Raw genomic sequence first — 23494 nt, 5'->3', positions numbered from 1 at the left:
GCCCTACGGCGCGTAGGCGCGCAGGAACGCGTCGACGCCCGTCCGCTCGGTGCGGCGGACGGCGTCGGGCGGGACGGGCCGCGTGCCCAGCGCGCTCTCGGCGTCGAGGTCGGCCCAGATGAGGGCGATGAAGTGGCTGCCGGCGCGGGCCGGGTCGTCCATCCGCAGGCGGCCGGCGTGCGCCAGCTGCGCCATCCGGCCGGCGAGCGCGTCGAGGGAGGCGTCCCGTCCCGGCCTGTTCACCGTGTCGGCGAACAGGTCGGGGAAGCGGCCGATCTCGGCGTAGATCAGCCGCCGGATCGCCCAGGCGTCCGGGTCGAGCATGCAGCGGGTCAGGTTGGCCGCCAGTTCGAGCAGGGCCTCGCGCAGGTCCTCGGGATCGGCGGGGAAGGCGGCCAGCGCCTCCAGCGTCCTGGCGTTCAGGCGCTCGTTGGCGGCCCCGATCGCGTAGCGGAAGAGCTGCTCCTTGTTGCCCATGTGGTTGTAGATCGTCGGCGTCGCGACCTCGGCGGCCTCGGCGATGTCGTCCATCGTGGTCGCGGCGTACCCCTTCGCGCCGAAGACCCGCTGCGCGGCGCGCAGGATGGCCTCGCGCTTCTCGACGCGACCGCGCAGCGGCGGGCCGGGCGGGGTGTCGGTCGTCACGCGAGGAGTTTAGTGGACGGCCCGCCGCATATTCCCTACTATAATGGTCGTAAAAGTTAGCTACAGCGGCCGTTAAAGAACGGGATGAACGCATGAGACGCTGGATCATCGTCGCGGCGGCGGCCGCGATCGCCCTCGGCGGTTGCGGCTCGGGCGCGCAGTCCGGCGGCGCCGGCCGCTCCGGTGGTCACGCGACGCTCCTGACGACCCTGCAGCCGCCGACCTTCGACCCCGCGTCGATCGCCTCGGTCGGCGCCGTCGAAGGTCCGCTGGGCTACGCGGTCTACGACAACCTCTTCCGCGTCGACTACGCCGCCGGCACGGTGATCCCGCGGCTGGCGGAGTCCATCACGCCCGACGAGGCCGCGACCGTCTGGACGATCAAGCTCCGGCCGGGCGTCACGTTCAGCGACGGGACGCCGCTGGACGCCGGGGCGGTGAAGTTCAACTGGGACCGCATCAAGGACAACCCCCAGCTGGGGTCGGGGTGCTCCACGACGATCGAGGACTTCAAGGCGATCGACGTCAAGGGGCCGCTCGAACTGCGGATCACGCTGCCCGAGCCGCGCGGCAGCCTCCCGCAGCAGCTGTTCGGCAGCGGCCAGGTGCGCAGCGGGACGTGCACGAACATCGCCTCGCCGGCGGCGCTGAAGAAGCACGGGAAGAGCTACGGCACGAGCCCGCAGACCACGGTGGGGGCGGGCCCGTTCGTGCTCAAGGAGCTGGTGCCGGGCAGCCATCTCACGCTGGAGCGCAACCCGCGCTACTGGGACGCGCCGCGCCCCTACCTGGACAAGCTCACGGTCAGGCAGGCGCCCGACATCACGACCTCGGTCAACGCGGTCATGTCCGGCGCCGCCCACGTCGCGAGCGTGATGGCGTTCACGCCGGACATCACGCGCTACAAGCAGGCCGGGTTCCGGTACCACCTGCAGCCGATGAACGGCGCCGCGATGGTGATCTTCAACGCGTCCCGGCCGCCGCTGGACGACCCGCGCGTCCGCCGGGCGCTGACGCTGGCGACCGACCTCGACGACCTCACCAAGAAGAACTTCGCCGAGACCGTCAGCCCGTCCGACGGCTGGCTGACCAGATCGTCCCTCTTCTACGACGCCGGGCGCGCCGCCCAGCTCAGGCAGCCCACGAACGACCTCGCCGAGGCGCAGCGGCTGATCGACTCCTATGTCGCCGAGAAGGGCGGCCCCGTGACGGTGACGGTGCCCGCGGCGCCCACCGCCATACCGACCTTCACCACGCTGCAGCAGCAGTGGCGGCGGCTGAAGAACGTCCAGGTGAACATCGAGACGGTGACCGGTCAGGTCGCGACCCAGCGGCTGCTCGCCAACCAGGCTCAGGTCGCGCTCAACCAGTCCGGCGCCAACGACCCCGAGGCGATGGTCGCCTCGTTCGGCACCGGCGGGCCGCAGAACTACCTGAAGTGGTCCGATCCCCAGCTCGACGCGATCCTGGCCAAGGCGCGGCCCGAGACCGACCCGGCCCGCCAGAAGGCGCACATGGTCCAGGCCGCCGAACGGCTGGTCCAGCTGAACTGGTTCATCATGCTGTACCGCCCGGGTGCTCCGACGCTCGTCGCGAAGGACCTCACGAACGTCAAGCTGCACGACCCCTCGCAGGTCGACCTGGCCCAGCTGAGGTTCAGGTGACGCCCGGGACCATGCTCGCCGCCGTCTCCCACGAGGGCGAGTCGCACTTCCGCCTGGAGCGGGTCCCGGTGCCCGAGCTCGGCGACGGCGACGTCCTCGTCCGGGTGGAGGGCGCGTCGATCAACAGCTCGACGCTGCTGCGCTGGCGGGAGCTGCCGTGGTACCACCGGCTGCCGGCGATCATCGGGATCCACGCGGCGGGCACGGTCGCCGCCCGCGGCCGGCACGCGTTCGGGACGGCCGTCGGCGACCGCGTGCACGTCGACCCGACGCTTCCCTGCGGACGCTGCGACGCGTGCCTCTCCGACAACGGCGTCTCCTGCCGCGAGGGCGTCGTGGTGATCGGCTCGGATCCGGGCGAGGGCGCGAGCGCGGCGGCGCGAGAACGGTACGCCCACTACTCGTCGGGGTGCTTCGCCGAGTACTGGCGCGTCCCGGCCACCGCGATCAACCGGGTGCCCGACCACGTGCCGTTCCCGGTCGCCGCCGGGCTCGGCCTGCTCGGAGTCTCCTACCACGCGCTGACCGCCGCGCGCCCGCCGAGGGACGCGACGATCGTGCTCACCGGCGCGACCGGCGGCAACGGCGCGGCCGTCGTCCGCCAGGCGCCGCTGCTGGGCGTCGGGCGGGTGCTGGCGGTCGGCCGCTCGGCGGAACGGCTGAAGGCCCTGCGGGAGCTGGCGCCCGAGATCGTCGAGCCGCTCGTGCTCGAACCCGGCTGGGAGCGCGACGACGGCCTGACGCGGGCGATCCGGGAGCGCACCGCCGGGAAGGGAGCCGACGCGCTGCTCGACTTCCTGCCCTCCGGGCACGCGATCACCGCGCAGGCGCTGTTCGGTCTGCGGACCGGCTCGCGGGCCGTGCTCTACGGCGGCGACGGCACCGAGCAGCTGGCGTTCGACTACGTCCGGGCGATGCCGGTGTCGCAGTACCGGCTGCTCGGCGAGCGCGGGCACGGCCGGCGCGACATGCTGGAGATCCTCGGCCACCTGGAGGCCCGCCGGCTCGACCCGGCCCCGCTCGTCACCCACCGCTTCCCGCTGGAGGCGATCAACGACGCCGTCGACCTGCTCGACGCGCACCGCGCGGGCGCGGACGTCACCAAGTGGTTCGTCACGATCGAACCGGCCGCGCCATGAGCCCGCCGCTGATGGAGGTGCGCGACCTGCGGCTCCGCTACCGCACCGGGCGCGGCATGGTGCACGCGGTGGACGGCGTCAGCCTCACCGTCGAACGCGGCGAGACGCTCGGCCTGGTCGGCGAGTCCGGCTGCGGCAAGACGGCGTTCGCGCGCGCGGTCACGGGGCTGGTGCCCGGGAACGACGCGCAGCGGAGTGGATCGGTCCTGTTCGCGGGAGAGGACCTGCTCGCCCTCGACGACGAGGCGATGCGGTCGGTGCTGGGCACCCGGATCGCGATGGTGTTCCAGTCCCCGCTGACCTCGCTGAACCCGGTGATGCGGATCGGCGCCCAGCTCACCGAGGGCCTGCGGCTGCACCGCTCGCTCTCCAGGGCCGCCGCCCGCGCCGCCGCCGCCGACCTGCTGCGCTCGGTGCACATCGCCGACCCCGAGGCGATGCTGCGGCGCTACCCGCACCAGCTGTCGGGCGGCATGCGGCAGCGGGTGATCATCGCGATCGCGCTGGCCTGCGGGCCCGAGCTGCTGCTGGCCGACGAGCCGACCACCGCGCTGGACGTCACGGTGCAGGCGCAGATCCTCGACCTGCTGGCCGAGCTGCGGCGCGAGCGGGGGATGGCGACCGTCCTGGTGTCGCACGACCTCGGCGTGGTGGCGACGCGCACCGACCGCATCGCGGTGATGTACGCCGGCAAGATCGTCGAGTACGGCCCGACGCGGGCGCTGTTCCGCCGCCCCCGGATGCCCTACACCGAGGCGCTGCTGGGGGCGATCCCCCGCCTGGACGCCGAGGACCGCGGCCCGCTGCGCACGATCCCGGGCAGCCCGCCGAGCCTGCTCGACCCCGGCCCCGGCTGCCGCTTCGCCCCGCGCTGCGCGCACGCCGGGCCGCGCTGCCTCGCCGAGGAGCCGCCGCTGCGCGAGGCCGGGACGCCCGGGCACCGCTTCGCCTGCTGGCACCCGATCGGGACGGAGCCGTAGATGACGCCGAAACTCGAAGTCGACCGCCTGGCCGTCGAGTACCCCGCCCCGGGCGGCCGCACGGTGCACGCCGTGTCCGGCGTCAGCTTCGCGCTGGCCCCCGGCGAGACGCTCGGGCTCGTCGGCGAGTCGGGCTGCGGCAAGTCGACCACGGCCAGGGCGATCGCCCAGCACGTCCGCGCGACGGGCGGGACCGTGCGGCTCGACGGCCGCGACCTGTCGACGCTGCGCCGGGGCGAGCTGCGGCGCGCCCGCACCCGGCTGCAGATGATCTTCCAGGACCCGGTCTCCTCCCTGAACCCGCGCCGCCGCGTCGAGGACATCGTCGGCGAGGGCCTGCGCATCTGGGGGCTGGGCGACGCGCGGGAGCGGGCCGAGAAGGTCCGGACGGCGATGGAGGCGGTCGGCCTGTCCTACGACCCGGCGGCGCACCGGCGCCGCGGGCAGTTCTCCGGCGGCCAGTGCCAGCGCATCAGCATCGCCCGCGCGCTGGTCCTCGAACCGGAGGTGCTCATCTGCGACGAGCCGGTGTCGGCGCTCGACGTCTCCGTCCAGGCGCAGATCCTCAACCTGCTGGTCGACCTGCGCGGGCGCCACGCGCTGACGATGCTGTTCATCGCGCACGACCTCGCGGTCGTCAGGCACGTCAGCGACCGCGTCGCGGTGATGTACCTGGGCAGGATCTGCGAGATCGCCACGCCGGACGCGCTCTACCGGCGACCGCTGCACCCCTACACGCGGACACTGCTGGACGCGATCCCGGTCCCCGACCCGGACGTGCGGCCCGCCCCCGCGCCGCGTTCCGACGGCGTCCCCTCGCCGCTCGACCCGCCCTCGGGCTGCCGGTTCCGGACGCGCTGCCCGCGCGCGAGCGAGCGCTGCGCGGCCGAGGAGCCCGCCGTCCGCGAGGCCGCCCCCGGGCATGCCGTCGCCTGCCACCACCCGCTCGCGGCATGAGGGCCGTCGCCCGCCTCCTGGCCCGGCTGGTCGCGACGTTCCTCCTGGTCACGTTCGCGGCCACGCTGCTGCTGCAGCTCACGCCGGGGTCGCCGGCGACGGTCATGGCCGGGGACAACACCTCGCCGGCGGTCGTCGACGCCATCAACCGCCAGTACGGCTTCGACGATCCGCTCCTCGTCCGCTACGGCGACTGGCTCGCGGGCCTGTTCCGGGGCGACCTCGGCATCTCCTACCTGAACAGGCAGCCGGTGCTCGACACGATCCTGCGGCGCTTCCCGGTCACCTTCGAGCTCGCGCTGCTGGCCACGCTGCTGGCGCTCGCGATCGCCGTGCCGCTGGCCGTCCTGTGCGCCCAGCACCAGGGCTCGCGCCTCGACCGCCTCGTCGGCGCGCTCGGCTCGGCCGGAGTGTCGGTGCCCTCGTTCGTGGTCGCGATGACGCTGATCTACCTGCTCGCCTACCGGACGCACGTCTTCCCGCTCATCGGCTGGACGCCGTTCACCGAGGCCCCGCTGGAGAACGTGCGCGGCGCGGTGCTGCCGGTGGTGTCGATCGCGCTGGCCGACACGGTGGTGCTGCTGCGCGTGCTTCGCGCCGACCTGATCCAGACGCTCCAGCAGGACTTCATCGCCCTCGCCCGTTCCAAGGGACTGCCCCGCCGGACCATCATGTGGAGGCACGCTCTGCGCCCCTCGTCGTTCTCGCTCCTCACGCTGAGCGCCCTGACGCTCGCGCGCCTGCTGGCGGGCACCGTGCTCGTCGAGACCATCTTCGTGCTGCCCGGCCTCGGCACGCTGCTGCTGGAATCGATCACCAACAAGGACCTCGTCACCGTCCAGGGCACGGTCGCGTTCATCGCGATCGCCTTCCTCGCCGTCAACTTCCTCGTGGACCTGCTCTATGGCCTCCTCGACCCCCGCACCCGCGTCCGCGCGTGAGCGCCGGCGGCGCCCGCCGCCGGCCGTCGCCTGCGCGATCGCCTGGCTGGCACTGGTCATCGCGGCCGCGCTCACCGCGGACCTGCTGCCGATCAGCGACCCCGGCGTGGACGTCGGCCACGGCGTGCAGACGCCGCCGTTCGAGGTCGCCGGGCAGCTGCCGGGCACCGACGCGCAGGGGCGCAGCATCCTCTCGCGGCTGATCTTCGGCGCGCGCGTCTCGCTCGCGGCGGCCGCCGCGGCGCTGGTGATCGCGGTCGTGCTCGGCCTGCTCGCCGGCATCACCGCCGGCTTCGTGCGCGGGAGGTTCGACACCGCGGTCGGGCTCGTCGTGGACGCGACGCTGGCGTTCCCGGGCCTCATCCTGCTGCTCGCGCTGGCGGCGGTGCTCGGCCCCGGCATCCCGACGATCATCATCGGGCTGTCGATCGCCGCGTTCCCGTCGTTCGCCCGGCTGGCGCGCAGCGGGACGCTGCGGCACGCCGACGCCGAGTACGTGCTCGCCGCGCGCGGGCTCGGCGCGCGGCGCGGCACGATCCTGCTGCGCGAGATCCTGCCGGTCGTCGCGCCGCCGGTGTTCGCCTACGCCGGCGTGATCGCGGCCGTGCTCGTGCTGGCCGAGGCCGCCCTGAGCTTCCTCGGGCTCGGCGTCGTCACCCCCACCCCGAGCTGGGGCAACATGATCGCCGACGGGCGCAACCATCTGCAGACCCGGCCGCACCTCGTCTTCGTGCCCGCCACCGTGCTGTTCCTGACGATCCTGTCCTTCAGCGTGGTCGGCGAGTGGCTGCGCGGCCGCTCCGACGAGCAGGCGAGGCTGTGACGTGCCCGGAGCCCTAGGGCTTGTTCGTGCCGCCGGCGTCGACGGTGAACTGCAGGCCGGTGACATAGCGGGCCTCGTCCGAGGCCAGGAAGAGCACGGCGTTCGACACGTCCCGCGGCTCGACGGCCGGCGCCAGCGGGTTCATCGCGCTCATGGCGAAGAGCGGTTCGCGCGCCGCGAGCTCCTCGGGCGGCGGTCCGAGGCTGAGCCCGGTGCCGCTCACGCCGGTGGGGTGCACGGTGTTCACGCGGATCCTGTGCGGGGCGAGCTCGTTGGCGAGGGCCTTCATCAGCCCGACGACGCCGTGCTTGCTCGCCACGTAGTGGGCGTAGGGGACGTGCCCGCGGATCCCGGCGGCCGAACTGATCAGGACGACCGAGCCGCCCTCCCCGGCTTCGATCATCACGGGGACCGCCGCCCGCACCGTGTTCCAGGCGCCCTTGAGGTTGACGTCCATGACGAGGTCCCACGCCTCCTCGGACAGCTCCCACGCGCTTCCGGCGCTGATCACGCCCGCGTTCGCCACGACCGCGTCCAGCCGGCCGAACTCGGCCGTCGCCGCGTCGACGGCGGCGCGGAGGTCGGAGACCGAGCGCACGTCGGCCGGCAGCGCGACGCAGCGGCCGCCCGCCCGCCTGACCAGCTCGGCGGTCTCCTCCAGCTGCTCCTTCGTGCCCAGGGAGTAGGCGAGGACGTCACCGATGTCGCGGCACACGTCGGTGACGACGACGTCCGCCCCCTCCTCGGCCAGGCGCACCGCGTGGGAACGACCCTGGCCGCGGGCCGCTCCTGTCACCAGCGCGACCTTGCCCGTCACACGCCCCATGGCCGATCACCCTACCGCGGAGGAGTGAGAATGGGACCCGTGCAGAGCAACGAGCAGTCGTGTCCTGTCGTGAATCTCGATTACTCGGCCCACCGCCCGCAGGGCGAGTGGATCCGGACGTTCGACGAGCTGCGGGCCGAGGCCCCCTGGTACCGCAACGACTTCGGCCCCGGCTTCTGGATGATGCTGAACCACGAGGGCATCCTGGAGATCCTGCAGAACCCGGAGGACTTCTCCAGCAGCTCCGTGGTGGCCATGGATCCGGATCCGGCGTACCGGTGGATCCCGGAGATGCTCGACGGGGAGGAGCACCGGGAGTGGCGCCGGCAGCTCGCGCCCGCCTTCTCCCCCAGGGCGATCGTCCGCCTCGAGGACCGGGTCCGGTCATGGGCGCGCGAGGTCATCGACCGTATCGCCGAGCAGGGCTCGTGCGACTTCATGGCGGAGTTCGCGCAGATCTACCCGACGACCATCTTCCTCGACCTGATGGGCCTGCCCGCGGCGGAGCTGGACACCTTCATGGAGTGGGAGCACCAGATCCTGCGCTCTCCCAAGACCGAGGAGGGCCGGGTGCTGCGGATGCGGGCGATGCGCGCGGTGACCGGCTACTTCGCCGAGGTCGTCGCCCGCAAACGCAGGGAGCCCGGAGACGACCTCATCAGCGCGGCCCTCCGGTTCCGGATCGGCGGGAAGCCGGTCGGTGAGGAGGACCTGCTGGCGTTCTGCCTGCTCATGTTCATGGCGGGGCTGGACACGGTCACGGCCACGCTCGGCTGGAGCTTCCTGCATCTCGCCCGCAACCCCGAGGACCGCGAGCGCATCGTCGCCGATCCGGAACTGATCCCCGGCGCGATCGAGGAGTTCGTCCGGGCCTACGCGATCGTGCTGCCGGGCCGCAAGGCCACCCGCGACACGGAGGTCCAGGGCTGCCCGATCAAGGAGGGCGACATGGTGCTGCTCCCGCTCAACGCCGCCACCCGCGACGACGGCGCCTTCGACGACGCGCGCACCGTGCGGATCGATCGGAGCCCCAACAACCACATCGGCTTCGGCGCCGGCCCGCACCGGTGCCTGGGGTCCCACCTCGCCCGCCGCGAACTGAGGATCGCCTTCGAGGAGTGGCACGCCCGCATCCCCTCCTACCGGCTGGCGGACGAGGGCTCCCGGGAACTGCTGGAGTCGGGCGGCCAGCTCACCCTGACCACTCCGCTGCACCTGACTTGGGACGTCTGACCACCGTCTCCGCGCCCCCGGCCACCACCGGGATCCGCTCATGGGACTCCGGTCTCAGCGGGCGATGAGAACGGGCCTATCCTACGGCGAGATCGGCAATCCGATGGGCCTTGCGCCGAGAGCGACGGAGGAGCACATGGAGATCAAGGGCAAGAAGGCGGTCGTGGTCGGCGGCGCGTCCGGGATGGGCCGGGCCACCGCGGAACTGCTGGCGGCGCGCGGCGCCGCCGTCGCGGTCCTGGACCGCGAGGGCTCGGCGGGCCCGGACGTCGCCAAGGCCGTCGGCGGCCCCTTCCACCCCGTGGACGTCACCGACTTCGCCGGCACCGAGGCGGCCCTGGCCGCCGCCGTGGCCGACCTGGGCGGCCTGCACGTCGTCGTCACCACCGCCGGCGGCGGCGTCGCCCAGCGCACCCTCGGCAAGACCGGCCCGCACGACCTGGACGCCTTCCGCCAGACCGTCGACCTCAACCTGATCGCCTCCTTCAACATCTCCCGGCTCGCCGCCGCGCACATGAGCACCAACGAGCCCGAGGACGAGGAGCGCGGCGTCATCATCAACACCGCCTCCATCGCCGCCTTCGAGGGCCAGATCGGCCAGGTGGCCTACACCGCCGCCAAGGCCGGCATCGCGGGCATGTGCCTCACCATGGCCCGCGACCTGGGCTCGCTCGGCATCCGCGTCCTGGCCATCGCCCCGAGCCTCTTCTCGACCGGCATCACCGCCGGCATCCCCGACGACTTCGCCAAGGCCCTCACCAAGGACGCCGCCTTCCCCAAGCGCATGGGCCGCCCCGAGGAGTACGCCAAGCTCGCCTACGCCATCGTCGACAACCCCATGCTCAACGGCCAGTGCCTCCGTCTGGACGGCGGCCAGCGCTTCGCCCCCCGCTGACACGTCCCACGGCCGGACCGGCGCGGAACGGCTCGTCCCCCCGCAGTGGGCCGGGACGAGCCGTTCCCCTTCCGCATCAGTCCGATCCGACCAGTACCACCCATGGACGACCGGCAGGAGCCTATGGAGATCACGGAGAGGCCGGGGCTCGCCCGCCTCCTCACGCTCGAACCGGTGGGCGGGAACCTGCTGCGGGCCGCCGCCGAGGACGCGCCCTCGCACCCGGGGGCGCGGCTGTTCGGCGGGCAGGTGGCCGCGCAGGCCCTGATGGCGGCGGGCCACACGGTCCCGGCGGATCGGGCGGCGCACTCGGCGCACGGCCACTTCCTGAGGGCGGGCGACCCGCGGCTGCCCGTCGACTACCGCGTCGAGGAGATGCGCGCCGGGTCGAGCTTCACCACCCGCCGCGTCGTCGCCGAGCAGAACGGCGCCGCGATCTTCCTTCTCACCGCGTCCTTCCAGGTCGAGGAGGAGGGACTGCGGCACCAGACCCCCCGGTCCGCGGCGCCCGATCCGGAGACGCTGCCGCCCGCGATCGAGGCCATGGCGAGCGCCGGAGAACCCTCGCTCAGTTGGTTCCGCACCTTCTCCGCCACGTTCCCCCTGGACCTGCGCTTCGACGGGGAGCTGCCGCGCGTCGCCGTCGCGCGCGGCGAGCGCAGGCCCCCGAAGCAGCGCTTCTGGCTGCGGTCCGCACGGCCGCTCGGCGACGACGCCCTGCTGCACGCGGGCGCGGCGGCCTTCGCGACCGACGTCTTCCTGCTCTCCTCGTCGCTGCCGCCGCACGGGTTGAAGGCGGGCGACCCGGGCCTGGTCTTCGCGAGCCTGGACCACACGGTCTGGTTCCACCGGCCCTTCCGGGCCGACGAGTGGTTCCTCTACGACCAGGAAAGTTTCTGGGCCGACCGGGGCAGGGCGCTGTGCCGCGGCCTGATCTTCGACCGCGAGGGCGTGCTCGTCGCGACGGTGATGCAGGAGGCCCTGGTCCGCGCGCCGCGCACCCGGCCGGGGCCCTGAGGCACGGCTAGGGCCGGCCGGGGTCGTCGGAGCGGGTCGGGCGCAGGGCGCGGCCGACTCTCTGCGCCGCCTGCACGATGTGCTTCTCGGCCGCCTTCGCCTGGTCTTCCCGGTGGGTGATGAGGTTGAGGCAGGTGCGGGGGACGGTGTCCGGGATGGAGGCGGCGATGGCGTACGCGCCGACCAGTATCTCGCCCTCGCTGGTGGCGTAGCCGCGCTCGCGGGTCCGGGCCACGGGCGCCGGTTCGCCTTCGCGCGGCGGCGCGGCGGACAGGAGCGCGTAGCCGGCGGCCCCGCGGTCGATGGGGGTGCGCATCCCGGCCTTGAACGCGATGTGGTGGGAGGTCGTCGTGGGCTCCACCAGGACGATCGCGACGGCCTCGTCGCCCTCGGCGACGAACAGCGCGACGGTGCAGCCGAGGTCGTCCGCCGTCTCGCGCATGATCGGAAACGCGGCCTCGCGCAGCGCGGGCAGGTAGGTGTCGGCGAGCGTGGCCAGCCGGGCCCCCGGATGGTACGTGCCGTTCTCCCCGTGCGCGACGAAGCCGAAGTCGGCGAGCGTCTGCAGCAGCCGGTAGGCGATGGACCGGTGGACGTCGAGCTCGCGGGCCAGCTCCTGGACGGTCATGCCGCCGCTCGACTCCACGACCGTCAGTAAGGCGCGCAGGCCGCGCGCGAGCGTCTGGCTGCCCACCTGCGTGCGTCCCGTGGATCCTGCCATGTACGAGGCCCCCTCACCCATCACCCGGCCGGCCCTGCACCGGCGCCCGGCGGCGTTGACGGCCCGCTGGACCGGTCCCTACCATGTGCACATATATCGAGCACGTGTATGTAAATAATGATACAGCATCGAGGGTAGGCGCGCGAACACGGCGCGCCGCCCGGTGGCGTCGGCACCGGCCGCAGCCCGAACGTCAGAAAGGATCCGCCGTGCCCGTTGCCCTGTGCGCGACGTCCCATTCACCGCTCATCGGCCTGCACGATCCGGCGCCCGAGGTCAGGGCGGAGGTCGACGCCGAGTTCGCCGCGGCGCGGGCGTTCGCCGAGGACTTCGCCCCCGACCTGGCCGTGATCTTCGCGCCCGACCACTACAACGGCTTCCTGTACGACATGATGCCGTCCTTCTGCGTCGGCGCGGCCGCCACCTCCGTCGGGGACTACGGCCTGCCCTCCGGCGCGCTGGACGTGGACCGGGACGCGGCGTACGCCGTCGCCGAGAGGGTTCTGGCGAGCGGCGTCGATGTGGCGGTCTCGGAGGACATGCGGGTCGACCACGGTTTCGTCCAGCCGCTGACGTTCCTCTTCGGCTCGTTGACCGCGGTTCCGGTCGTTCCCGTCTTCATCAACTGCGTGGCCGAGCCGCTGGGGCCGGCCGTCCGCGCCCGGCACCTGGGCACCGCGGTCGGGGAGGCGCTGAAGGAGATGGACCGCCGCGTCCTCCTGATCGGCTCGGGGGGGGCTGTCGCACGATCCACCGGTGCCGCGGTTGAAGGAGGCGACGCCCGAGGTCGCGGAGCGCCTGACGCACGGCCGCGACCCCTCGCCGGAGCAGCGCGCCCAGAGGGAGGGCCGCACCGTCAAGGCCGCGAGCGAGTTCGCGCACGGCGGCGGGGCGCTCCGCCCGCTCAACCCCGACTGGGACGCGCTGGTGCTGCGCTCTCTCGCGGCGGGCGACTTCGCCGCGGTGGACGGGCGGAGCAACGAGTGGTTCGTCGCCGAGGGCGGCCACTCCGCGCCCGAGGTGAGGACCTGGATCGCGGCGTACGCGGCGCTGGCGGCCGCGGGCCCGTACACGGTCCGCTCGTCCTACTACCGGGCGATCCCCGAGTGGCTCGCCGGCTTCGCGACGACCACCGCGGTCCCGCTGGACGGTGCCGCGTGAGCGGGGCGGGGGCGGTGGCGGTCCACCGGCGGACCATCGTGGTGGACGGGCTCGTCACCGGCTTCCTCGACGCGGGCGAGGGGGAGCCGGTCGTCCTGCTCCACGGCGGCGAGTTCGGCGCCGAGGCGGAGATCGCCTGGGAGAACACCATCGCCGCCCTGGCGGAGCACCACCGCGTGCTGGCTCCGGACCAGCTGGGCTACGGCCGGACCGCGAAGGTGGTGGACTTCGTCGACGGGCGCGGCGCGAGGATCCGGCACGTGGCGCGGTTCTGCGCGCTGCTGGGGATCGACTCGGCGTACTTCGTGGGGAACTCGATGGGCGCCGTGAACCTGCTCGTCGACGCCGTGGCGGACGCGCCGATCCTGCCGGTGCGCAAGATGGTCGCCATCTGCGGAGGCGGTGAGATCCTGCGGAACCCGCACACGAGCGCGCTCTACGACTACGACGCGACGCTGCCGGCGATGCGGCGGATCGTCGAGGCGCTGTTCCACGATCCGTCGTATCCGGCCGACGAGGACTACGTGCGGCGGCGCTACGCGTCCAGCGTCGCCCCGGGCGCCTGGGAGGCGATCGCGGCGGCGCGCTTCCGCCGTCCCGGGGCCGAGCCCCCGGCGGGCCCGCGCGGCGAGCCGGCGTACGAGCGGATCTCCGTCCCGGTGCTGATGGTGGAGGGCGAGAAGGACAAGCTGAAGCCGCCCGGCTGGGCGGCGGAGATCGCCGACGTGATCCCGGACGGCTCCTCCGTGGTGGTCGAAGACGCCGGCCACTGCCCGCAGATCGAGCGTCCCGAGGTCGTGAACAAGCTCCTGCTGGACTTCTTCGTCGACTAGGCGCCTGGAAGGCCGTCGCCCGGACCCCGCGGGATGTTCCCCGCGGGGTCCGGGCGAAAGGCGCCGCCGGGGCTACCGTTCCGCGCGGTCCGAGGGCACCTCGCCCGTGGCCACGGCCTGGCCCGCGCGGAATCCCCAGACCATCGCGGGCCCGATCGTTCCCCCCGCTCCGCCGTAGGCCCGTCCGGTCACGCCCGCCATGGCGTTGCCCGCGGCGAAGAGTCCGGGGATCACGCCGCCGGACACGCGCTGGACGCGGCCGTCGCGGTCGGTGCGCGGCCCGCCCTTGGTCCCCATCGCGCCGACCGAGACCGGCACGGCGTAGAACGGCGGCGTGTCAATCGGGCCGAGCGTCCGGCCCGCGGCGGTGGCCGCCGACTCGTCGCCCCACCAGCCGTCGTACGCGCTGGACCCGCGCCCGAAGCCCGGGTCCTCCCCCCGCGCGACGTCGCGGTTCCAGTCCTCGATCGTGCGCGCCAGCCCGTCCGGGTCGATGCCGGTCGCCGCGGCGAGCGCCGGAAGGTCGGCCGATCCCGAGAACCAGTCAGGGACCGGCTCTCCCGGGGCGACGCCGAGGAAGCCGTAGCGGTCGAGGTGAACGGAGTCGAACACGATCCACGCCCGGTCGTTGACGTACCCGTCGCGGGGGTCGAGGTAGTGGAAGGCGCCGGCCATGGAGTTGTAGTCGCAGGACTCGTTCACGAACCGCCGGCCGGCCCGGTTCACCATGATGCTCCGGGGACGGGTGCGCTCCAGCCTGACGCTGCGGCTGCGCGGGCGGCCGTCGATGGTGTCCCCCGGGATCCGGACGATGGGCACCCACCATGCCTCGCCCATGGTGCCGAGGTCCGCGCCGAGGGCCATGGCCATGCGCAGCCCGTCCCCGGTGTTGTTGGGCGGCGACACGGCGCCGTGCATAGGGCCCCGGAGGAAGGCGCGGACCAGCGTCTCGTCCCACTCGAAGCCGCCGGTCGCCAGGATCACGCCGCGGCGGGCGCGCACGGCGACCCGCTCGCCGCCGGTCTCGACGCGCACGCCCGCCACGGCGCCGCCGTCGTCTCCGGTGAGGAGCTCGACGGCGCGGGCGTTCGTCCGCGGGACGACGCCGGCGTCCAGCAGCCCCTTGAGGAGCCCCGCGACGAGGGCGGTCCCGGCGACGCACGTCGACGCGGGCGCGTCTCCGATCGACGGATGGAGGCGGGCGCGGGTCTCCGCGTCGAATCCCACGTTGCTCCAGTCCGCCGGGAAGGCGGTGATCCTGTCCTGCCACTCGCCGAGCCGGGCCGCGTCGTACGGCGCGGGGCTGAGCGAGCGGCCGCCCGTGGGTTTCCCGCCGGGCAACTCCGGTTTGTAGTCCGGGAAGCCCGCGGCGATGTCGAAGCGCACCTCGCTGTGCGCCTCGACGAAGTCGATCATGCGGGGTGCGGTGCGGACGAAGGTCTCGACGAGACCGTCGTCCATCGACCCCAGGGACTGGGCGCGGAGGTAGCGCAGCGCGTCCTCGACGGGCAGGTCCAGGCCGGGTGCCCGGTCGTGGGCCGGCACCCACACGATCCCGCCCGACACGGCGGTCGTCCCGCCCACGGTCGGCGCCTTCTCGTACACCTCCACGGAAGCCCCGTGCGACACGGCGGTGAGCGCCGCGGTGAGTCCCGCGCCGCCGCTGCCGAGGACGACGACATCCACCTCGTGATCCCACGCGGTCATGGCTCGCGCCTCCCATCGTTCCTGTGACTCGTACCTGTGACGCGTGTTCCGATATTTACATCACAGTACTCATTATCTTCACACTAATCGATGTTTCCGGCGGATGAACATTGACGGCCCGCAGGTGGCTGGCTAAGTTGTGAATATCGCAACAGCATGTGCGTTATATACACACAGGCTGTCCCCCTGTCAGTGAAGGGTCAACGATGGGTTCCAGTCCCCCGCGCACGGCGCCGCCCACCGCGTCCAGAGATCGCGTGGACGTGTTCATCGTGGGCGCCGGCCCGGTCGGGCTCACGCTCGCGAACCTCCTCGGCGCGCACGGCGTCTCGGTGCTCGTGGCCGAGGAGCGCGCGGCGCTCATCGACTACCCGCGCGGTGTCGGCCTGGACGACGAGTCGCTGCGCACCTTCCAGTCGATCGGGCTGATCGACCGGGTGCAGCGGCACACGATCCCGAACCAGATCCTGCGCTTCGTCAACGGCAAGGGCCGGGTGCTCGCCGAGATCGCGCCGAGCGGCACCGACTACGGCTGGCCCAAGCGCAACGGCTTCGTGCAACCGCTCGTCGACGCCGAACTCCTGGCGGGGCTGGCGCGCTACCCCTCGGTCGAGGTGGCGTGGCGGACCCCGGTGGAGACCTTCGACGACACCGGCGACGGGGTGATCGTCCGGATCCGCTCCGGCGAGGACTCCGGAGAGGGCTCCGTCCGCGAGGTCCGCGCGCGCTACCTGGTCGGATGCGACGGCGGCCGCAGCCTCACCCGCCGCCTGCTCGGGACGTCCTTCGAGGGGACGACCTCCTCGACCCGCTGGCTCGTCGTCGACATCGAGAACGACCCCCTGGGCTCCCCGAACAGCTATGTCGGCGCGGATCCGGAGCGGCCGTTCGCCTCCATCTCGATCGCGCACGGGATCCGGAGGTTCGAGTTCATGATGATGCCGGACGAGGCGGACGACGAGGCGGAGAAGCCGGAGTTCCTGCACCGCCTGCTGGCGCCCTACGTCCCGGACCCGGCCCAGGTCCAGGTGATCCGGCACCGCGTGTACACCCACCACTCCCGGCTCGCCGGAACGTTCCACAAGGGCCGTGTCCTCCTCGCCGGCGACGCCGCCCACCTCATGCCGGTCTGGCAGGGGCAGGGGTACAACAGCGGGATCCGCGACGCGGCCAACCTCGGCTGGAAGCTCGCCGCCGTCGTCCGCGGCCTCTGCGGCGAGGAGCTGCTCCCCACCTACGACCAGGAGCGGCGCGACCACGCCCGCGCCATGATCGACCTGTCCACCACGGTCGGGCGGATCATCTCGATCCGGGACCGCCGGCTCGCCTGGGCGCGCGACCGGGTCGCCTCCGCCGCCTCGGCGTTCCCGTCGCTGAAGCGCTACGTCGTCGAGATGCGGTTCAAGCCGATGCCGCGCTACCAGAGCGGGGCGATCGTGCCGCCGTCGGGTGCGGGCTCGCCGGTCGGGCGGCTCTTCATCCAGCCGAAGGTCCGCACGTCGGACGGCGTCATGCTCCTCGACGACGCGCTCGGCGGCTGGTTCGCCGTGCTGTGCTGGAACAACGACCCGACCGCGATCCTCGACCACGACGCGCTGGAGCTCTGGCGGCGGCTCGGGGCACGGCTCGTCGCCGTCGTGCCGGAGGCGCAGCTCGGCGACGGCGCCTTCCCTCCCGAGGTGCTCGTCGTCGGCGACCCCGGCCCGCTGAAGGCCTGGTTCGACGCGCACCGTGAGTCGGTCGTCTTCCTGCGCCCCGACCGATGCGTCGCGGCCGCCTCGATCGCCCAGCAGTCGTCCGCGACCTCCCGACGGCTGATGAAGGCCCTGGCCCTGAACCCGTCCGCCGCAATCCCGGAAGAGGTGGGGGAGAATGACCGATAGTCGCAGCGACCACGACCACGAGCACGACCGCGATCCCGAACCCGACCGCACCGTCGACGTCCTCGTCGTCGGCTCGGGCGCCGGCGGCCTCACCGCCGCGCTCGCGGCGAACGCCCGCGGGCTCAGCACGCTCGTCGTGGAGAAGGCCGCGCACTTCGGCGGCTCCAGCGCCCTGTCGGGCGGCGGGATCTGGGCCCCCGGGGCGCCGCAGCAGGTGCGCGCGGGGGTGCGCCTGGACTCTGAGGACGTCCTCGAATACCTCCGCAAGATCACGGACGAACTGGTCGGCGATGACCGGCTCAGGGCCTACCTGGAACACGCTCCGAAGATGCTCGCCTTCCTGGAGGGGGCCAGCGAGCACCTCCGCTTCGTGTGGAAGCCCGGCTACCCCGACTACTACCCGGAACTGCCCGGGGGCTCGGCCGAGGGAAGCGTCATCAACATCCCCCCGATCGACATGCGCAAGCTCGGAGCGGACGCCGAGCGCCTGCTCCCGCCGCACGCCGTCGCTCCCCCGGGACTGTGGATCGGTCCCAACGAGCTCGTCGACTTCTACCGGCTCCGCCAGACCTGGAAGGGCAAGCTCCTCTTCACCCGGCTGCTGTGGCGCATGGTGCGGGCGCGGCTGCTCGGCGAGCGCGTCGTGACGATGGGCCAGGCGCTCATGACCCGGCTGATGCTCGCCTTCCGCGAACGCGGGCTGGAGCTGTGGCTCGACTCCCCCATGACGTCGCTGACCACCGACGAGACCGGGCGGGTCACCGGCGCCGAGATCAGGCGGGACGGGACCGTCCGGCGGGTCCGGGCGCTCGGGGGCGTCGTCGTCGCCTCCGGCGGGTTCGACCACGACGCCGAGCTGCGCCGGACCCACCAGCCGCAGGCCGACCCGTCGCTGAGCCTCGGCGCGACGTCCAACACCGGTGACGGCATCGTCGCCGCCCAGCGGGCCGGCGCGGACCTCGACCTCATGGACGGCGCCTGGTGGTACCCGGCGGTGGCGTGGGGCGAGGGGCGGGTGCAGTTCAGCCTGAACGAGCGGATGATGCCGGCGCAGTTCATCGTCAACGGCGACGGCGACCGCTTCATCAACGAGGCCGCCCCGTACCAGGACTTCGGCTACACGATGATCGCGGGCGAGGACGCCGGCGTCCGGCACATCCCGGTCTGGCTGATCACCAACGAGTGGTGCTGGCGGCGTTACGTGATCTTCGGGCATCTGCCGCTGCCCAGGATCCCGTTCGCGCCGGTCCCGACGGGGCGGAAACTGCCCGGCTCGTGGACCGCGTCGGGCTCCGTCGTCACCGGGGGGACGCTCGACGAGCTCGCCGGGCGCATCGGCGTCCCGGCCGACCGGCTGCGCCGCACCGCCGACCGGTACGACCGGATGGCCGGGACGGGGCGCGACCCCGACTTCCACCGCGGGGACAGCCTCTACGACCAGTACTACAGCGACCGCACGCTGCCGCACCCGAACCTGGCGCCGCTGGGCGAGGGCCCCTACTACGCGTTCGCCCTCAGGCTCTCCGACCTGGGCACCAACGGCGGCATCGTCACCGACGCGCGGGCCCGCGCGCTGCGCGGCGACGGCACGGCCATCGACGGGCTGTACGCGACCGGCAACGCGTCCGCGACGATCATGGGCCGCAGCTACGCCGGCGCGGGCGCGACGCTCGGCCCGGCCATGACCTTCGGGTACGTCGCCGCCAACGACATCGCCGACGCCCGCGGCGGCTCCCGTCCCGAGCGCGCGGAAGGGCGGAGGACACCGTGACGACGAACGGAAGCCCGCCCGAGTACGGCGGCAAGCGGGTCGTGGTCACCGGATGCGCGTCGGGCATCGGCGAGGCCCTCGCGCGCCTCCTGGTCCGCCAGGGCGCCGAGGTCATCGGCCTGGACCGCCGGCCCACGTCGGCGCCGGTCGCCGGGTTCCACCGCGTCGACCTCGCGGACTCCCGCTCCGTCGCCGAGGCGGCGGGCGCCGCGGGCGACCGGATCGACGCCCTGTTCAACGTCGCGGGCGTCTCCGGGCTCGCCGACCCGGCGGAGATCATCGGGATCAACTTCGTCGGCACCCGGGAGCTCACCGAACTGCTCCTGGAGCGCATGACCGCGGGCGCGGCGGTGGTGAACACGGCCTCGATCGCCGCCTCGCACCACCCGCGGCGGCGCGAGCTGGTGGCCGGCCTGCTGGCCGCGGCCGACCGCCCGGCCGCCACGCGCTGGTGCCGCGACCACCGGGAGCGGATCGGCACCGGCTACGCCGTGTCGAAGGACGCCCTCGTCTGGTACACGCTGACGCGGTCGGTCGAGCTGGCCGCGCGGGGCGTCCGCATGAACTGCGCGGCCCCGGGGCTCACCGACACGCCGATCCTGGACGCGTCCCGGGAGTCCAGGGGAGCCGGGTTCCTCGACTCCATCCCGCGACCGCTCGGCCGGACGGCCGAGCCCCGCGAGCAGGCGGCCGTGCTCGCCTTCCTCAACAGCCCCTCGGCCAGCTACCTCACCGGACAGGTGATCTGGGTCGACGGCGGATACATGGCGGGCGTCGCCACGGGCCGGTTCCCGAACGTCACGGGCGGTGTCGGCGACGCGCAACAGCCGGGAGAACGATCGTGACGGACATCATCGCCGGGCTCGCGACCGGGGCCATCTACGCCATGGTCGCGCTCGGCTACAACATGACCTATCTGGCCTCCGGGGTCCTCAACTTCGCGCACGCGAACCTGATGGTCGTCGGGATGTACGTGGCCTACTGGGCCTACAGCGCCGGCGGCCTGCCGATGCCGCTGGTGTTCGCGGTGGCCTTCCTCCTCGCCGGGCTCGCCGGCGTCCTGGAGGAGCGGTTCGCGATCCAGCCGCTGCGCAAGGCGGAGGGGAGCGCCGAGCTGGTGACGATGGTCGGGGTCGCCACCGTCATCACCGGGATCATCGCCCTGGTCTACGGGACGGACGCGCTGCGCGTCCCGTTCTTCGGACCGGACGGGACGCTCGTGTTCTTCGGCACCCGGGCGCAGCCGCTCGACCTGATCATCGTCGCGGCGGCCATCGTGCTCGCCGTCGCGCTGGAGCTCGGCACCCGGCGCACCAGGATCGGCCTGGCCGCGCTCGCCCAGATCGACGACCGGGAGGCGGCCCAGCTCCGCGGGATCAACGTGGGCGCGCTGTCGATGTGGGGGTTCGCGTTCGCCGCCGCGGTCGGAGGGCTGCTCGGGCCGCTGCTGGTCGCCAAGACGTTCGCCGCGCCCTCGCTGGCGCTCATCCTGGCCGTGAAGGGATTCGTCGTGCTGGTACTGGGCGGTGTCGGGAGCCACCGGGGCGTGCTCCTCGCCGCGTTCGCGATCGGGATCATCGAGGCGCTGGGCGCTCGCTACATCGGACCGCTGTACCGGGACATCGTCGTGTTCGTGGTGTTCGCGGTGACCCTGCTGGCCTTCCCCCAGGGGCTGGCGGGCGGCCGGAAGGAGAGAGTGGTATGACGACGGGTGCGGCACGCAGGCTCGCCCTCGCCGGGTGGCCCGTCATCGTCGGCCTGGTGGCCGTGCTGCCCTGGCTGGGCCTGAACAGCGCGACGATCCGCCTGGTCCTGCTGATCGCGATCCTGTCCATGGTCGTCAGCGGGCTGAACCTCACGCTGGGCTACGCCGGCGAGCTCGCCCTCGGGCAGGTGCCGCTCTACGCGGCGGGCGCGTACACCACCGGCTATCTCGCGATCAACGTCATCGACGACCTGCTGGTGTGCCTGCTCGCGGCGGTGGCGGTGGCCGTGCTGCTGGGCGTGGTCACCGGGCTGCCCGGGCTGCGCCTGGGCGGCTGGGCGCTCGCGATCACCTCGTTCTTCGTGGTGCTGCTGATCCCCTCGGTCGTCAACATCTTCGGCGACCGGCTCGGCGGGCTGGAGGGGCTGAACGGGATCCCGGTCCCCACGCTGCTCGGCTCCGAGCTCGGCGACAACGGCTTCTACGTCGTCGTCATCCTGGTCACGGCCGCGTGGTTCGCCGTCTTCCGGAACATCGTGGTGTCCCGGCACGGGGCCGCGTTCCTCGTCCTGAAGCAGAGCCCGGTGCTGGCGACGGCGATCGGCACCTCCCCCTTCGCGACCAAGGTCACCGTCTACGCGCTCAGCGCCGTCCCGGCGGGCATCGCGGGCTGCTTCATCGCCTACCTGGACGCCTACCTGTCCCCGCTGACCTTCGGTCTCGAGCTGGCGATCGTCATCCTGGCGGCCGCCATCCTGGGCGGGGCGACCAGCGTCTACGGCGCGATCGTGGGCGCCGCGATCATGGAGATCGGGCCGCTGCGGATCACGGTCTTCGACCAGTACGCGCTGGTCGTGTACGGCGCCTTCCTGATCGCCGGGGGCCTGCTGCTCCGCAACGGGCTGGCGGGCGTGACCGAGCGGCTCGGGCGGAAGGCGGCGGCGCGGCTGCGCCGCCGGTCCGGCCCCGCCGGGGACGCGGCCCCGGCCGAGCCGCCCGCCGCCGTGACCTTCCCGGCCGTCGACGGGCTGGCGCTCACCGTGTCGGGGGTGAGCAAGCGGTTCGGCGGCAACCTCGCCGTCGACGACGTCTCCTTCGAGGCCGGGCCGGGCCGGATCACGGCGCTCGTCGGGCCCAACGGGTCCGGCAAGACGACCCTGATGAACCTCATCTCCGGGTACTACTCGCTGGACGGCGGGACGATCAGGCTCGGCGACCAGGTGATCTCGGGCCTGCCCGCGCACCAGGTCGCGCGGCGCGGCGTCGGGCGCACCTTCCAGACGCCGCTGATCCCGCAGGGGCTCACGGTGATGGACGCGATCGTCACCGGGCGGTTCGCCCGGCACCGGATCTCCCTCGCCGAGAGCGCGCTGCGCCTCCCCCGGCACTGGAAGGCGCTGGACGCCGAACGCCGCACCGGCCGGCAGATCATGGAGAGCCTCGGGCTGGCCCGCCAGGCCGGGACCCCGGCCGCCGACCTCGCCCTCGGCACCCGCCGCATGCTCGAACTGGGCCGGGCCATCGCCGGGGGGAGCTCGCTGGTCCTCCTGGACGAGGTCGCCTCCGGTCTCGACGAGGACGACATCCACGGGCTGGTGCGGGTGCTGACGAGCATGCGCGACGCGGGGATCACGATCCTCCTGGTGGAGCACAACTTCGCGCTCGTCCGCGCGCTCGCCGACACCATCGTCGTGCTCGCCGAGGGACGGGTGATCGCCACCGGGTCCCCCGACGAGATCGCGTCCCATCCCGAGGTCGTCCAGACCTACCTGGGCCAGGGCGGCGAGATCGCCGGCACCCGGGTCGCGGACGAACTGCTCGACACCGAGAAGGCGGACCGGGCATGACCACGCTGGAAGTTCAGGGACTCGCCACCGGCTACGGCGATCTGCGCGTCGTGAGCGACGCCACGTTCCGCGCGGACAGCGGGTCCGTCACCGCGCTCCTGGGCCGCAACGGCGCCGGCAAGACCACGACGCTGCGCGCCGTCGCCGGACTGAACAAGATCACCGCGGGCAGCGCGACGCTCGACGGCGCCGACCTCTCCCGGATGGCACCGTACCGCAGGGCCAGGGCGGGCATCGCCTACGTCCAGGAGGGCAAGCGCGTCTTCCGGTCGCGGACGGTGGAGGACAACCTCGTCCTCGGCACCTACGCCTGCCGGGACCAGGCGCGCGGGCGCACGCTCATCAAGGAGATGTACGAGCGCTTCCCCATTCTCGCCCAGCGCAGGAAGCAGCCCGCCGCGTCGCTCAGCGGCGGGCAGCAGCAGATGCTCGCGATCGCGCAGGCGCTGGTCGCCGATCCCGGGGTCCTGATGCTGGACGAGCCGTCCGCGGGCCTGGCGCCCGCGATCGTCGGGCAGGTGCTCGATGTGATCAAGGACCTGCGGGCGGGCGGCCTGGCCGTGCTCCTGGTGGAGCAGGCGGTCGACTTCGCCCTCGCGGCGGCGGACCGGGTCGTCGTCCTGAACGTGGGACGCACGGTCTACTCGGCCCGCAGCGACGACCCCGGCCTCCGCGACGCGATCCAGCGCGCGTACATGGCCGAGGAGAGCGAACTCCCGTGACGCGGCCCCCGCGTCCATGAAAGG

At 73.0% G+C, this 23494-nt stretch carries 21 protein-coding genes and 1 pseudogene; 18 read left to right on the top strand and 4 right to left on the bottom strand.

Annotation, left to right across the window (positions count from 1 at the left end):
- Positions 1-3: 3 nt before the first annotated feature.
- Entirely contained in the window at positions 4-645 is a 642-nt protein-coding gene (locus ACZ466_RS39750; RefSeq protein ID WP_378281457.1) for a TetR/AcrR family transcriptional regulator, read from the bottom strand.
- 92 nt (positions 646-737) lie between these two features.
- On the opposite strand from ACZ466_RS39750, the gene ACZ466_RS39745 reads away from it, so the two are divergent.
- The 6 genes from ACZ466_RS39745 to ACZ466_RS39720 are packed head-to-tail and all read left to right on the top strand — an operon-like array spanning position 738 to position 7149.
- The gene (locus ACZ466_RS39745; protein ID WP_378281458.1) at positions 738-2309 is read left to right on the top strand and encodes an ABC transporter substrate-binding protein; all 1572 of its coding nucleotides are present in this window, start codon (positions 738-740) and stop codon (positions 2307-2309) included.
- Positions 2306-3448 carry a zinc-dependent alcohol dehydrogenase gene (locus tag ACZ466_RS39740; protein ID WP_378281459.1) on the top strand — a complete coding sequence of 381 codons (1143 nt, stop codon included), beginning with the start codon at positions 2306-2308 and terminating at the stop codon, positions 3446-3448. Before ACZ466_RS39745 ends, ACZ466_RS39740 begins: the two co-directional genes overlap by 4 nt.
- Positions 3445-4428, top strand: coding sequence for an ABC transporter ATP-binding protein (locus ACZ466_RS39735; protein ID WP_378281460.1), 984 nt, complete (start codon positions 3445-3447; stop codon positions 4426-4428). The genes ACZ466_RS39740 and ACZ466_RS39735 overlap by 4 nt, the downstream gene beginning before the upstream one ends.
- Positions 4429-5385 (top strand): ABC transporter ATP-binding protein, encoded by a 957-nt coding sequence (locus ACZ466_RS39730; protein ID WP_378281461.1) that lies wholly within the window; start codon positions 4429-4431, stop codon positions 5383-5385.
- The gene (locus ACZ466_RS39725; protein ID WP_378281462.1) at positions 5382-6326 is read left to right on the top strand and encodes an ABC transporter permease; all 945 of its coding nucleotides are present in this window, start codon (positions 5382-5384) and stop codon (positions 6324-6326) included. Before ACZ466_RS39730 ends, ACZ466_RS39725 begins: the two co-directional genes overlap by 4 nt.
- The gene (locus tag ACZ466_RS39720; RefSeq protein WP_378281463.1) at positions 6289-7149 is read left to right on the top strand and encodes an ABC transporter permease; all 861 of its coding nucleotides are present in this window, start codon (positions 6289-6291) and stop codon (positions 7147-7149) included. The genes ACZ466_RS39725 and ACZ466_RS39720 overlap by 38 nt, the downstream gene beginning before the upstream one ends.
- A 13-nt stretch (positions 7150-7162) precedes the next feature.
- Here ACZ466_RS39720 and ACZ466_RS39715 read toward each other — a convergent pair whose 3' ends face one another.
- The gene (locus ACZ466_RS39715; protein ID WP_378281464.1) at positions 7163-7975 is read right to left on the bottom strand and encodes a mycofactocin-coupled SDR family oxidoreductase; all 813 of its coding nucleotides are present in this window, start codon (positions 7973-7975) and stop codon (positions 7163-7165) included.
- Positions 7976-8005: 30 nt separating this feature from the next.
- On the opposite strand from ACZ466_RS39715, the gene ACZ466_RS39710 reads away from it, so the two are divergent.
- The 3 genes from ACZ466_RS39710 (at position 8006) to ACZ466_RS39700 (ending at position 11120) form a co-directional block, all read left to right on the top strand.
- Complete coding sequence (locus tag ACZ466_RS39710) at positions 8006-9208, top strand: cytochrome P450 (protein ID WP_378281465.1); 1203 nt, start codon at positions 8006-8008, stop codon at positions 9206-9208.
- A 136-nt stretch (positions 9209-9344) separates the two neighbouring features.
- Positions 9345-10103, top strand: coding sequence for an SDR family NAD(P)-dependent oxidoreductase (locus tag ACZ466_RS39705; protein WP_378281466.1), 759 nt, complete (start codon positions 9345-9347; stop codon positions 10101-10103).
- 123 nt (positions 10104-10226) lie between these two features.
- The gene (locus ACZ466_RS39700) at positions 10227-11120 is read left to right on the top strand and encodes an acyl-CoA thioesterase (RefSeq protein ID WP_378281467.1); all 894 of its coding nucleotides are present in this window, start codon (positions 10227-10229) and stop codon (positions 11118-11120) included.
- 7 nt (positions 11121-11127) lie between these two features.
- On the opposite strand, the gene ACZ466_RS39695 is transcribed toward ACZ466_RS39700, so the two are convergent.
- Entirely contained in the window at positions 11128-11841 is a 714-nt protein-coding gene (locus ACZ466_RS39695; RefSeq protein WP_378281468.1) for an IclR family transcriptional regulator, read from the bottom strand.
- An 83-nt stretch (positions 11842-11924) separates the two neighbouring features.
- Between ACZ466_RS39695 and ACZ466_RS39690 the strand changes: the two are divergent.
- The 3 genes and pseudogenes from ACZ466_RS39690 to ACZ466_RS39680 all read left to right on the top strand — a co-directional run.
- A pseudogene (locus ACZ466_RS39690) lies at positions 11925-12521 on the top strand (DODA-type extradiol aromatic ring-opening family dioxygenase); the annotation flags it as partial.
- Positions 12522-12579: 58 nt separating this feature from the next.
- The gene (locus tag ACZ466_RS39685; protein WP_464044039.1) at positions 12580-13002 is read left to right on the top strand and encodes a class III extradiol ring-cleavage dioxygenase family protein; all 423 of its coding nucleotides are present in this window, start codon (positions 12580-12582) and stop codon (positions 13000-13002) included.
- Positions 12999-13835 carry an alpha/beta fold hydrolase gene (locus ACZ466_RS39680; RefSeq protein WP_378281470.1) on the top strand — a complete coding sequence of 279 codons (837 nt, stop codon included), beginning with the start codon at positions 12999-13001 and terminating at the stop codon, positions 13833-13835. The genes ACZ466_RS39685 and ACZ466_RS39680 overlap by 4 nt, the downstream gene beginning before the upstream one ends.
- 72 nt (positions 13836-13907) lie before the next feature.
- On the opposite strand, the gene ACZ466_RS39675 is transcribed toward ACZ466_RS39680, so the two are convergent.
- Positions 13908-15542, bottom strand: coding sequence for an FAD-dependent oxidoreductase (locus ACZ466_RS39675; RefSeq protein ID WP_378281471.1), 1635 nt, complete (start codon positions 15540-15542; stop codon positions 13908-13910).
- Positions 15543-15748: 206 nt separating this feature from the next.
- Here ACZ466_RS39675 and ACZ466_RS39670 point away from each other — a divergent pair, with 206 nt between their 5' ends.
- Genes ACZ466_RS39670 through ACZ466_RS39645 form a run of 6 tightly spaced genes read left to right on the top strand, consistent with a single transcriptional unit; the run spans position 15749 to position 23470 of the window.
- The gene (locus ACZ466_RS39670) at positions 15749-17425 is read left to right on the top strand and encodes a bifunctional 3-(3-hydroxy-phenyl)propionate/3-hydroxycinnamic acid hydroxylase (RefSeq protein WP_378281472.1); all 1677 of its coding nucleotides are present in this window, start codon (positions 15749-15751) and stop codon (positions 17423-17425) included.
- Complete coding sequence (locus ACZ466_RS39665) at positions 17415-19196, top strand: FAD-binding protein (protein ID WP_378281473.1); 1782 nt, start codon at positions 17415-17417, stop codon at positions 19194-19196. The genes ACZ466_RS39670 and ACZ466_RS39665 overlap by 11 nt, the downstream gene beginning before the upstream one ends.
- On the top strand, positions 19193-20041 hold the full coding sequence (locus ACZ466_RS39660) for a coniferyl-alcohol dehydrogenase (RefSeq protein WP_378281474.1): 849 nt from the start codon (positions 19193-19195) through the stop codon (positions 20039-20041). Before ACZ466_RS39665 ends, ACZ466_RS39660 begins: the two co-directional genes overlap by 4 nt.
- Positions 20038-20901, top strand: coding sequence for a branched-chain amino acid ABC transporter permease (locus ACZ466_RS39655; protein ID WP_378281475.1), 864 nt, complete (start codon positions 20038-20040; stop codon positions 20899-20901). Before ACZ466_RS39660 ends, ACZ466_RS39655 begins: the two co-directional genes overlap by 4 nt.
- On the top strand, positions 20898-22748 hold the full coding sequence (locus ACZ466_RS39650; protein WP_378281476.1) for a branched-chain amino acid ABC transporter ATP-binding protein/permease: 1851 nt from the start codon (positions 20898-20900) through the stop codon (positions 22746-22748). The genes ACZ466_RS39655 and ACZ466_RS39650 overlap by 4 nt, the downstream gene beginning before the upstream one ends.
- Entirely contained in the window at positions 22745-23470 is a 726-nt protein-coding gene (locus tag ACZ466_RS39645) for an ABC transporter ATP-binding protein (RefSeq protein WP_378281477.1), read from the top strand. Before ACZ466_RS39650 ends, ACZ466_RS39645 begins: the two co-directional genes overlap by 4 nt.
- Positions 23471-23494: the final 24 nt, after the last annotated feature.

The organism is Actinomadura rugatobispora, from assembly GCF_055379765.1.
The sequence above is the reverse complement of the archived record's forward strand: the minus strand, read 5'-3'. Positions and strand labels throughout refer to the sequence as shown.

Coding starts and splice junctions, on each gene's coding strand:
- ACZ466_RS39745 (WP_378281458.1), top strand. CDS start 738: ATGAGACGCTGGATCATCGTCGCGGCGGCGGCCGCGATCGCCCTCGGC.
- ACZ466_RS39735 (WP_378281460.1), top strand. CDS start 3,445: ATGAGCCCGCCGCTGATGGAGGTGCGCGACCTGCGGCTCCGCTACCGC.
- ACZ466_RS39730 (WP_378281461.1), top strand. CDS start 4,429: ATGACGCCGAAACTCGAAGTCGACCGCCTGGCCGTCGAGTACCCCGCC.
- ACZ466_RS39725 (WP_378281462.1), top strand. CDS start 5,382: ATGAGGGCCGTCGCCCGCCTCCTGGCCCGGCTGGTCGCGACGTTCCTC.
- ACZ466_RS39720 (WP_378281463.1), top strand. CDS start 6,289: ATGGCCTCCTCGACCCCCGCACCCGCGTCCGCGCGTGAGCGCCGGCGG.
- ACZ466_RS39715 (WP_378281464.1), bottom strand. CDS start 7,975: ATGGGGCGTGTGACGGGCAAGGTCGCGCTGGTGACAGGAGCGGCCCGC.
- ACZ466_RS39710 (WP_378281465.1), top strand. CDS start 8,006: ATGGGACCCGTGCAGAGCAACGAGCAGTCGTGTCCTGTCGTGAATCTC.
- ACZ466_RS39705 (WP_378281466.1), top strand. CDS start 9,345: ATGGAGATCAAGGGCAAGAAGGCGGTCGTGGTCGGCGGCGCGTCCGGG.
- ACZ466_RS39700 (WP_378281467.1), top strand. CDS start 10,227: ATGGAGATCACGGAGAGGCCGGGGCTCGCCCGCCTCCTCACGCTCGAA.
- ACZ466_RS39695 (WP_378281468.1), bottom strand. CDS start 11,841: ATGGCAGGATCCACGGGACGCACGCAGGTGGGCAGCCAGACGCTCGCG.
- ACZ466_RS39675 (WP_378281471.1), bottom strand. CDS start 15,542: ATGACCGCGTGGGATCACGAGGTGGATGTCGTCGTCCTCGGCAGCGGC.
- ACZ466_RS39670 (WP_378281472.1), top strand. CDS start 15,749: ATGGGTTCCAGTCCCCCGCGCACGGCGCCGCCCACCGCGTCCAGAGAT.
- ACZ466_RS39665 (WP_378281473.1), top strand. CDS start 17,415: ATGACCGATAGTCGCAGCGACCACGACCACGAGCACGACCGCGATCCC.
- ACZ466_RS39650 (WP_378281476.1), top strand. CDS start 20,898: ATGACGACGGGTGCGGCACGCAGGCTCGCCCTCGCCGGGTGGCCCGTC.
- ACZ466_RS39645 (WP_378281477.1), top strand. CDS start 22,745: ATGACCACGCTGGAAGTTCAGGGACTCGCCACCGGCTACGGCGATCTG.